This is a genomic window from Thermococcus sp. (assembly GCF_027008145.1).
Taxonomy (GTDB): domain Archaea; phylum Methanobacteriota_B; class Thermococci; order Thermococcales; family Thermococcaceae; genus Thermococcus.
This window is the reverse complement of sequence record NZ_JALTCZ010000046.1, coordinates 1-10,257: the sequence shown is the minus strand read 5'-3', so window position 1 is coordinate 10,257 and position 10,257 is coordinate 1. Positions and strand designations below refer to the sequence as shown.

Sequence of the window (10,257 nt, the reverse complement as noted above, 5' to 3'; positions counted from 1 at the left end):
ACGGCCAAAGCGGACAGCCAGAGCTCAAGGCCTTCAACCTTTCTGATGACCAGAAATCCGAGGATAGATGAAAGCGTCCACGTGAGGAGGAAGGCTATGATGAACCACTCGGGCCTTCCAGAGCCTAGGCCTAAGATGCCAGCGCCCATCAGGGAACCCAAGGCGCCAACGGTAAAGTATGCGTATCCGAGTGCCCTCCCCCTGCCGGCCTTCCCCGGGGCGGTGAGGTAGAAGATGCTCGCTATCCCGAGGAGGAAGTATACAACAACCAGGTAGGGCCCCGTCCAGGCGAGTTTCCCATAGAAGGGCCTTGGGATGAAGGAATCGCCTATTATGAACCCCGGAAAGCCCATCCCAAACATGTTGAAGAGGGCCTGGAAGATGAAAATCCCCGCGAGAACCTTGTCCCTCACAGGCACCACAGTGGCAGATAAAGGGGCCCCTAAATATACCTTTCGCTATCCCCCTTGATCAGCCTCACAAGACCGTCCATGTTAGTTTCTCCAAGCTCCCCCTCGAACTCGATGCCAAGTTCGGCTATTTCCTCCGGCGTTATTGTCGTTTCAGGCTCTTCAGCGTTTATCCCCGGGCAACTCCCGTCGTAGTAGAGCCAGAGGGTTTCTCCACTGTACTCAAAGGGCTCCTCTCCCTCAATTCCCAGGGGCTTTCTTGAGACCATAAAGGGGTAAATCCTGCATATGAGGGGTCTCACCGGATGAACCCGGCACCTCCCGGTTTCAGGGTCGTGGAAGACGCAGCCGAGGTCCCACTCCCTAACGCTGAGGACGAAGCGGATTCTACCCCCTTCGATAGAAAGTGTAAGGAACTCCTCGGGGTCTTCCCCCTCTCCCATAAGCCTCTCTACGTCCCTCAACGTTAGATAGACGTGTCTTCCCCGACAGCAGTCGAGGCAGTAGAGGCATCTGAAACCCACAGGTTTCGTAAAGGGTCTCGGCTTGAAGCGCATGAAATCACCTCAGGTGTTGAGATGCGCATCGAACTCCCCGCTCTTTTTGTAGTCAGCGTAGCCCCTGTCAAGCCTTTTTGAAACGTAGGGGCCGTTCTTTCTGTAGCCGAACTTGCGGTAGTACTCCCTCACCCCAACGCCGCTTATGACGAGCATCTTCTTTACCTCGAATTCTTCGCGAGCTATCCTCTCGGCCTCGCTTAAGAGCTCCCTGCCGTAACCGCGGTGCTGCCATTCATAGCGTGGCTTTCCGCCTATCGGTACAAGCGGGCCGTAGACGTGGAGCTCCCGGACTATAGCCGACGGGCAGCAGTTTATCTCCTTCCTGTGGGCTTTTTCACTCGGAATCCTCAATCTCAAGAACCCTATGAGGATGTCGTTTTTCACATCTTCAAAGCTGAGGAAGATTTCCCTCCCGCCAGCCGCATCGTAGTCCTCGCGGAGGAGCCTTATGTGCTCAACCTCGGGCTCAATCCCGAACTTCTGCATCTGGTGGCCAACCTCCCTAAAGCGAATCTCCCTCGGTCTCATACCGCGCTTAATCAGCTCGTTGAAGACCAGCTGACCGAGGTTGGAGTGCTTAACGCCGGCAACTATGAGCTTGGCCGGAATGTCGCGCTGAATCCTCATGACGCGGACCCACTTGGGAAAGAACTTGAAGGCCTCAACGAGCAGTTCAACTGCCTCCTCGGTAGTGTAGGGCCGGTATTTTCCAGCTTTATACCAGGCGTAGAGCGGTGCATCGGCGGTGACGAGGGTGGGGTAGACCTTGAGCATGTCCGGCCTAAAGCGCGGGTCTTCAAATATCGTCCTGAAGGTGTACAGATCCCTTTCGAAGTTGCTTCCCGGCAAACCGGGCATTATGTGGTAGTTGATTTTCAAACCAGCATCCCTCAAAAGCTGGGTGGCCCTAACTATCTCCTCGACGCCGTGCCCCCGCTTAGTCCTCTCGTGGATGAAGTTGAAAATAGTCTGGACGCCGAGCTCGACGCGGGTGGTTCCCAGCCCGAGCATCCTGTCTATCTGCCTCTCAAAGGCCCAGTCAGGTCTCGTCTCTATAGTTAAGCCGACCATCCTGACCTTGGCCTTCTCGTTCTTCCTCTGCTCGTCCTCAAGGTAGTAGTATGGCTTGCTGTGGGTTCTCTCCCATGCATTCCTGAACTTGGGGTCTTCCTCAAAGACTGACTTATCTCCCTTGACTATCAGCCTGACGAGCTTATCCTCAAGGTTCTCAATATCTTTGAAGTACGGGAAGTCGTTCATGGCCTTGAAGGCCTCTTTGACGTACCACTCCTGGTAATCGAGGTCAACGGCCGGAAAAGTCCCTCCCTGGATTATGACCTCAACCTTATCAACGTCGTGGCCTATATCGGTGAGCTGTTTTAAGCGGCGCATCATGATGATGTAGGGATGATAGGCGCTCTGAACTGCCCTCAGAGCTGAAGGCTCCTTTCCAGTGTAGCTCTGCGGGGAACCAACTGCCGGCCCCCCGGGACAGTAGATGCACCTGCCGTGCGGACAGGGAAAAGGCCTTGTCATCATAGCAACGACGGCAACGCCGCTTATGGTTCTGGTGGGCTTTCGCCTGAGGAGTTCCCTAAAGCGCTCACGCTCCTCCTCCGGGATGGCCCTCAGAATATCCGAGTTACCCGGGATCTTCGAGAGGTGATACCTCCTTGAGACGGCTATCTTGTAGCGGTTGAGCTCCTCACGAGTTTTTATCTCGCCGGCCAAGACGGCCCTCGCTATCTCCTCAACGGCCCTCTCAAAATCCTCCATCTCACCACCTCTTGACCCCTCTATGGTGCGGTTTTAAAAGGGTTTGTGGAGGTAATTCAGTTAGTGAATAATTCACCAAGTGAACTAGGTGGTACAGATGAACCGCGACGAGCTGGTTGCCTTCCTGGACGAATACCTCCAAATTTCAGCCTATCCAGACAAGTCCAGCAACGGCCTTCAGGTCGAGGGAAAGCCTGAAGTCGAGCGTATTGCCTTTGCCGTTGATACCACTCTGAAAACCATCGAGAGGGCCGCAAAGGCAAAAGCAGACATGCTGGTTGTGCACCACGGCATGATATGGGGCGGGCTGAGCTACGTAACGGGGGTACACTACAAGCGCTTAAAGGCCCTCTTCGAGAACGGGATAAACCTCTACGTCGCACATCTCCCGCTGGATGCCCACCCGGAGGTCGGGAACAACATCGGGCTTTTGAGGCTCCTCGACCTTGAGCCGAAGGGCCCGTTCGGGGAGTACAGGGGCCTTTCCATAGGATTCTGGGGCGAGTTTGAGGAAAGCCAGCCGATTGAGAAGGTGGCCCAGATAATAGCGGAGAAGCTCGATACAACTGTTAAAACCTACGAGTTCGGGAAGAGGAAGATAAAGACGGTCGGAGCGGTGAGCGGGGCGGGAGCCTTCGCCCTTGAGGAGGCCTGGAGGAGGGGGATTGACCTTTTGATAACCGGTGAGTTTGGACACGCTGACTACTTAACGGCCGTGGATCTTCCCCAGAGCGTTTTAGTTGCTGGCCACTACAAGACGGAAACCCTGGGAGTTAAGGCCCTCATGGAGCTCCTGAAGGAGAAGTTTAGCCTTGACGTCCTCTTCATAGACGAACCCACCGGCCTCTGAGCTCATCCAGAACTTCTTTTTCCTTCAGAAGCCTGAGAGAAACGCCGAGCTCGTCGGCATAGTTGATTATCCACCCCGGCTTTGAGTTGAAGTTGGAAACAACCCACAGCTCGGGAAAGCCAGCTCTATGGGCCTTCACAACGTCGTAGAGAAGCCTCTGTGGAAACCACTTGAAAGAGGCCTCAAGCTCAATTGCAACGAGCTTCTTTTCACCCTTGAGGACCACCACGTCTATCCTCGTGCCGTCTCCTGTCCTGTACTCCGGAATAGCTTTTAGACCAAGTTGCTCTGAGAGCGCGATAATTTCCCGCGTTAGGGTTTTGACCTTGATTTTGGACACCTCAGATAAGCGCACACATAAGATTTAGGCTTTTAAAACCATGTTCCACCAGATGGTGTATCAACATACCAATTTCATTACAATTAATTTCATCATAATTAATGGCGTTGACAAGATAAAGGAAGATATCTCTTGAAGGGCGACTTGAAAAGTATTTGCCTATTCTATTTCCCTTTAAGCCTCCTAAGCCTAAGATGCAATTAACTACACGCATCACATCTTTGGGAGTTACAGCATCGCCGACTATCTCAAATATGTCTTTATGTGTACAATAAGAATTGAAATAATCAGAAGATGCCCTAAAGTGCCTTAATATCTGAGGATATTGCTGAGAAAGGTTCTTAAAACAGCTTATGCAATTTCCACAAGAATCACCCGTACATAGATGAATTAAAACCATAACACACCCCCACCAAATAATTGTAGAAAAATATTAGGTCATTCAAGCTTCCTCTTCACCTCTTCAATGGCTTCCTCCGCCTTGAGTGGGTTCTTGATTCTTCCCTGAGCAAGCTCCTTTCTTCCGCCGCCTCCGCCGCCTGCTATACTCGTTATCACCTTCGCCAGCTCTCCCGCGTTGAGGTCGAGGCCGTCTCCGACAGCAACGACGAAGTGACCCTCCTTGGTGATGAGGGCGATAACGCGCTTCTCCTTTCTGAGCTTGTTTGCAGCTTCGCGGAGATCGTCCATCCTTCCCTCGACCACCTTGCCGATGAACTCTATTCCGCCAACCCTCTCGATTTCACTCTCAAGCTCGTAGACGAGGAGCTTTGCCAGCTCTTTCCTCAGCTTCTCGGCTTCCTTCCTAGCCCCCTTCCACTCGTTGAAGAACCTCTCCGCTGTTTCCGGCACCTTCTCAGGTGGAACACGGAATACCTCAGCGGTTCTCTTGAGTATCCTCTCGGTTTCCTGCATCCAGGTTATAGCAGCTTCACCAGCTGCAAAGATAATCCTCTCAACGCCGTCCTGTATGCGCTCCGTCCTCAGAATCTTTATCGGGCCGATTAGGCCGGTGTTCGGTAGATGAGTTCCACCGCAGGCCTGAACATCCCAGTCCTCTATCTTCAGAACCCTGATTACCCTTCCGGGAACGACTCCCCCCTGATAAAGGCGGAACCCGTACTTTTGCTCTGCCTCCGTCCTCGGGAGCCACTCCCAGGTTACCTCCCTGTTCTCCATAACGACACGGTTCGCTAGGCGCTCAATCTCCCTCAGCTCCTCCTCGGTTATGCGCTTGTAGTGGGAAATGTCCAGCCTAGCCCAATCGGTGCTGAGCTGACTCCCGGCCTGCCAGACGTGCATTCCCAAGACGCGAACGAGCGCGCCCATTAGGACGTGCGTTCCGGTGTGGTGGCGCATGTGCTGTATCCTCCTGTCCCAGTCGAGCCTCCCGTGAACCTTCGCCCTAGGCCTGAAGAGCCCCGGTTTCTCGACCCTGTGGAGGATTACCTTCCCGACCTTCTGGACGTTTGTGACCTTGACCGCCTCGCCGTTCACTTCGAGGGTTCCGGTGTCGTAGGGCTGGCCCCCGCCCTCTGGATAGAAAGCCGTCTGATCCAAGACCACCCAGTCACCTATGACCCCGAGCACTTCGGCGTTGAACTCCCTCATGAACGGGTCCTCGTAGTAGAGCGTCCTCGTGTCTGGTAAATCCTTTACCAGCTCAAAGTCAACGACGTATTTGCCGGCCTCCTTCCTCTCGGTCTTCTCCGCTTCCTTCGCAACGAGTGTGTAGAAGTTGTCCGGGATGTGAACCCTTATTCCCTCCCTCTCGGCGACCTCCCTGACTATCTCGGGCGTTAGGCCATGACTCTCATAGAAGAGGATGAGCTTCTCCAGAGGGAGCTCGTTAATGTTCTTCTTCTTGAGCCTTGCAATTTCACGCTTCACGAGGTCACTTCCCCTCTTCAATGTCTCCTGATAGCGCCTCTCCTCAACGTTGATTATGTCAAGGATTACATCCTCCATCTCCTTGAACTCTGGATAGGTCGGCGAAAGCTCCTTGATATGCATCGCAACTATCTCGCTCAGCGGAACATCCAGGCCAAGCTCGCGGAGGTGCCTTATGCTCTTCCTGATCAGCAGACGCGCAAGGTAGCCGGCTTTCACGTTTGAGGGTATAACCCCATCAGCCAGCATAAAGGTCAAAGCCTTGGTGTGGTCGGCTATCGCGTAGATGAGCTCATAGGGCCTGACGGTTTTTTCAAGCTCTTCAACGCTTATGCCAACCCTTTTGGCAACCTGCCCCCTCAGATAGCGCAGATCTCCCATGTCCTCGATGTCGAACATTCCAGCCAAGCGGGAGTTTTCCATGAGGATGCGCTCATCTATCTTCTCTATGCCCGCCATTTTCTTCAACGGCTCGACGACGTAGCCGAGAACCGCGTCGTAGGCCGTTGGAGTTCCATGGCTCATCCACACCAGCCTTTCAAGGCCGTAGCCCGTATCCACAACACGCGTCTCCATCGGGACGTAGAAGTCGCCCTTTATCTCAACTACCTGACTCGGGTCGGCGTTCTCCGGGGCCTTCTTGTACTGCATGAATACGAGCGTCGCAACCTCCAGACCGCGGTAGAGAACCTCGAAGGCAGGCCCAGCGTTTCCACCGCCGGCCCAGGGGTTCTCCTTGAAGGTTATGTCCTCAGCCTTCATTTTGAGCTCCCTAGTGAAGAACTCGAAGGCAAGTTCAACCGTCTCGTCCATCCAGTAAATCGGCCTGCCCGGGTAGTTGAAGGCATGATGCGCCATCATCTCGAATATCGTGAAGTGCCTTCCCGTTATTCCGACGTTATCTATGTCCGTAAAGCGAATCGATGGCTGGCTTATGGTGAGCGGGTTCGCCGGCGGGTCAGCCTCTCCGCTTATGACCCAAGGCTGAAAGTCCATGATTGAAGCGCCGACGAGGAGCACATCGTCCCTCCAGCGCGGAAGGACGGGATAGCGCTTAACCCTTCCGTGCCCGTGCTTCTCGAAAAAGCTCAGGAACTTCTCGCGCATCTCGTCGAGCGTGTACTTCCTCGGAATGCCAGGCTTTCCTATGAACTGGTACTCATCGCAGGGCGGATCCCCACAGGTCTCCCTGTCGGGGTCGAGCGTCCAAAAGAACTTCCCACACTTCGGGCACTGCTTCCTAATCCACCCCTCCTCCTTAAACATCCTCGTCGTCATATCCATGCCCATGAGAACCACCACCTTTTCCAGTTAAACCTAAGAACAGGGGGAGCCTAATTAAGGTTTTCTAATCCCTCATGTCGGGCCCGAGGTCAACATCGACGTCCTCAAACTTCTCCCCATCAACTACCACCACAGGGAGGTTCAGCCTCTTCAGGAGTTCCAGTACAGCGTCCTGCCTCCTCTTGAGCATTTCAACCTTGTGCCTCAGGCTAGCGTTCTCGACGCTCAGGTCGGTGACTTCCTTAACCTTCATCCTGAGCTGCATCCTGAGCTCCGTTATCTCCTCCTCAAGCTCCCTAAGGGAGCGTTCGAGCCTCTCTATCTCCTCGGTGTACTCCCTGCAGAGGCGCTCCCTTATCATTTTCGGTCAGCCCCGCGAAACCTCCTCACCAATCAGGGGGCTCCAGACTCATCATCCCACTGATGTTCTCCTGAAGCCATTTATACTTTGCCCCACGAAACCTTTAAAAGATGACCTCCTCCCGGCTAAGGGTGAGGCTTGAAAAAAGGCCATAACGGCCTTCCATACCGAACGTTGCCGTTTACGAGGACTCTTGAATCAGAGGCCGAGGCGCTCGGCCATCTCATCAACAACCCCTTCAATCTCCACCGCCTTCTGCTCCCCAGTTTCCATGTTCCTGACCGTTACCCTGCCCTCTTCGAGGTCTTTCCTGCCCACAAGGACGACGAAGGAAATGCCAAGCCTGCCGGCGTAGTCGAGAGCCTTCCTGAGCTTCCTACCCGTGAGCTCTACGTCAGCCTCAACGCCGGCCCCCCTTAAGGCAGACACGACCTCTATGGCAGCTTTCTTAACGACCCTCCCCTGACCTATCGGGATGACGTAAACCTCAGGTCTGAGCTTCATCTCGGGCAGAAGGCCCTTCCATTCGAGTATGGGAATTAGCCTCTCAAGACCTATGGCAAAGCCGGTCGCTGGCGTTGGCTTCCCTCCGAAGACCTCTATGAGGTTGTCGTACCTCCCCCCGCCTCCAATCGAGCCAATTCCGAGGTCGTTTGGGGCTATCGCCTCGAAGACGACGCTCGTGTAGTAATCAAAACCGCGCGCTATGCCGAGGTCTATCCTTACCCACTTCGAGACGCCATAGGCATCAAGGAGGTCAACGAGTTCGTAGAGCCTATCTATCTCGGCTCTGGCTTCCCCGCTCGTGAAGAGCTCCTCCGCCATCGGGAGAACCTCATCGGGCTTTCCTTTGATTTCAACCAGCGAGAGAACCTTTTCAATCCCTTCATCGCTCAGCCCGAAGTCCTTTAGCGCATCAACGAACTCCTCCCTTGAGAGCTTGTCCTTCTTGTCTATGAGCCTCATAAGGCCGATGTCGTCCCTGACGCCAAGCATCCTAGCGAACTCGTCGAGGAGAACGCGGTTGCCGATATTGACCGTGAAGTCCTCCAAGCCGGTCGCGAGGTAGCTCTGGGCGAAGAGGGCTATGACCTCGGCGTCAGCTTCAACCTTATCACTCCCGATGAGCTCAACACCTGCCTGCCAGAACTCCCTAAAGCGGCCGCTCTGAGGCTCTTCATACCGGAACATGTTGGCTATGTAGTACCACTTTACCGGTTTCGGTGCATTCTGAAACCTGTTCACGTAGAGCCTTGCAACACTTGAAGTCATGTCCGGTCTGAGAGAGACATCCCTCCCACCTTTGTCAGTGAAGGCGTAGAGCTGTTTAACGACCTCCTCACCGCTCCTCAGTCTGAATAAGTCCGTGTACTCAAAGGTGGGCGTTAGAACCTCGCGGAAGTTGTAGCGCTCAAAGGTCTCACGTATCCTCTCGAAGACCCACCTGCGCTTCGCCATCTCCTCCGAAAGGAAGTCCCTCGTCCCCTTAACGCGCTCAATCCTCATCTCCATCCCCCCACTAAAGCTTCTCCGGAAGTTAAAAGCTTATCCTCCCGCGTTCACCATGAGCAGGTAGATTCCGATAACGCCCTCCACCATCATCTGCGCTCCAATCGCCATTATGAAGAGGCCTATTATCCTTATCGTGATGCTAAGCGCTGTTTTGTTCACGGACTTCATCATGTAAAGGGCTATGAACATTGAAATGGCTACTGTCGCTATCGCTATAGCCGTTGCCGAAAGGGAGACCGTGTAGCCGTATTCAGCCGTCAGGGTTATGACGGCGGTTATGGCTGCCGGACCCGCTATCAGGGGCATCGCAACCGGGACGGCCGCTAGTGCCAGTATGTCCCTCTCCCTCCTCAGGGTGAACATCCCACCACTCTCAAGAGCCTCCAGGCCTATCTTGAAGAGGACAAAGCCACCCGCAACCTTCAGGGCGTTGATGTCTATGTGGAAGATGTCCTGGAGTATTATCTGGCCTGCAACTGCGAAGCTCGCTAAGAGGAAAAAGCCTATGAGGTTGGCCCTAACGATGAGGACCTTTATGTCCTCTATCCCGAAGTCCTCGCGGAGGAAAGTAACGAGGAGTATCTTGTCACTCGGGTCAACCATTATGAGCATCAGCAGGGCCGAGCTGAGTATCGTGGAGAGCTCGCTCATGTAGGGAAGTGCCGAAACCACCTTAAAAAGCTATGCTAACCCTGAGAGGCGGTGACAAAACCGACACTGGCTGAGCCGTGATGAATGCCCTTTGGCGGGCCTTCTATTCCCGCGAGAACGCCCACTTCAGGAGGAAAGGGATTACAACAGCCCTGACCTCCTCCCCGCCCTAAAGGGCGAGGCTTTCAGAAGAAAAAAAGTAAGCTTTCCCAACCTTGCTGGCCTTTCCACTGGAGAGACTCCCAAACGGCTCCATAGTGCCCACTAATAAACATGAACCCCCACAAGTTTAAGGGTTTCGGGCAGTTGTTGGCATTGAAAAGTTAAAAGTTTGAAAAAGTTTGGGGAAAGCTAACCATTTTCATGCCAAAAGTTTTTTAAGGCCTTACACATACACCCCGGCAAGGGAAACATGGTTTCTGGAAACAGAAAGGCATACGACGTTGTGATAATCGGAGCCGGGCCTGCGGGCCTATTCGCGGCCTACGAGCTCTCGGAAAAGAGCGATTTTAAGATTCTGGTAATAGAGGAAGGGGGAGACGTTGACCAGAGAACCTGCCCTATGTACGAGCTCGGCTACTGCATAGGCTGCCAGCCCTGTCACATAATGAGCGGTGTCGGCG

Annotated in this window: 10 protein-coding genes; 2 read left to right on the top strand and 8 right to left on the bottom strand. The window is 53.9% G+C overall.

The genetic code is table 11. The features are described from left to right. From MVD07_RS02255 to MVD07_RS02245, 3 genes are all read right to left on the bottom strand, one after another. On the bottom strand, positions 1-422 hold a 422-nt coding region (locus MVD07_RS02255; protein WP_297498068.1), incomplete at its 3' end, for a hypothetical protein. A gap of 20 nt (positions 423-442) precedes the next feature. Further along, a complete protein-coding gene (locus MVD07_RS02250; protein WP_297498065.1) occupies positions 443-967 on the bottom strand; it encodes a YkgJ family cysteine cluster protein in 525 nt (174 codons plus the stop codon). A gap of 9 nt (positions 968-976) precedes the next feature. Next, entirely contained in the window at positions 977-2,746 is a 1,770-nt protein-coding gene (locus MVD07_RS02245) for a tRNA uridine(34) 5-carboxymethylaminomethyl modification radical SAM/GNAT enzyme Elp3 (RefSeq protein WP_297498063.1), read from the bottom strand. 97 nt (positions 2,747-2,843) lie between these two features. On the opposite strand from MVD07_RS02245, the gene MVD07_RS02240 reads away from it, so the two are divergent. Then, the gene (locus tag MVD07_RS02240; protein WP_297498060.1) at positions 2,844-3,596 is read left to right on the top strand and encodes a Nif3-like dinuclear metal center hexameric protein; all 753 of its coding nucleotides are present in this window, start codon (positions 2,844-2,846) and stop codon (positions 3,594-3,596) included. On the opposite strand, the gene MVD07_RS02235 is transcribed toward MVD07_RS02240, so the two are convergent. The 5 genes from MVD07_RS02235 to MVD07_RS02215 all read right to left on the bottom strand — a co-directional run bounded on the left by MVD07_RS02235 (position 3,571) and on the right by MVD07_RS02215 (position 9,634). Continuing rightward, complete coding sequence (locus MVD07_RS02235) at positions 3,571-3,936, bottom strand: hypothetical protein (RefSeq protein WP_297498058.1); 366 nt, start codon at positions 3,934-3,936, stop codon at positions 3,571-3,573. The genes MVD07_RS02240 and MVD07_RS02235 overlap by 26 nt on opposite strands. 438 nt (positions 3,937-4,374) lie before the next feature. After that, positions 4,375-7,116, bottom strand: a complete 2,742-nt coding sequence (gene alaS, locus MVD07_RS02230) for an alanine--tRNA ligase (RefSeq protein ID WP_297498073.1) — start codon at positions 7,114-7,116, stop codon at positions 4,375-4,377. A gap of 58 nt (positions 7,117-7,174) precedes the next feature. Next, positions 7,175-7,471 (bottom strand): hypothetical protein, encoded by a 297-nt coding sequence (locus MVD07_RS02225; protein WP_297498056.1) that lies wholly within the window; start codon positions 7,469-7,471, stop codon positions 7,175-7,177. A 198-nt stretch (positions 7,472-7,669) separates the two neighbouring features. After that, on the bottom strand, positions 7,670-8,977 hold the full coding sequence (gene hisS, locus MVD07_RS02220) for a histidine--tRNA ligase (RefSeq protein WP_297498071.1): 1,308 nt from the start codon (positions 8,975-8,977) through the stop codon (positions 7,670-7,672). A gap of 39 nt (positions 8,978-9,016) precedes the next feature. Beyond that, positions 9,017-9,634, bottom strand: a complete 618-nt coding sequence (locus tag MVD07_RS02215) for a MarC family protein (RefSeq protein WP_297498054.1) — start codon at positions 9,632-9,634, stop codon at positions 9,017-9,019. 412 nt (positions 9,635-10,046) lie between these two features. On the opposite strand from MVD07_RS02215, the gene MVD07_RS02210 reads away from it, so the two are divergent. Beyond that, positions 10,047-10,257, top strand: a 211-nt coding sequence (locus MVD07_RS02210) for an FAD-dependent oxidoreductase (protein WP_297498051.1), incomplete at its 3' end; no start/stop codon positions are given.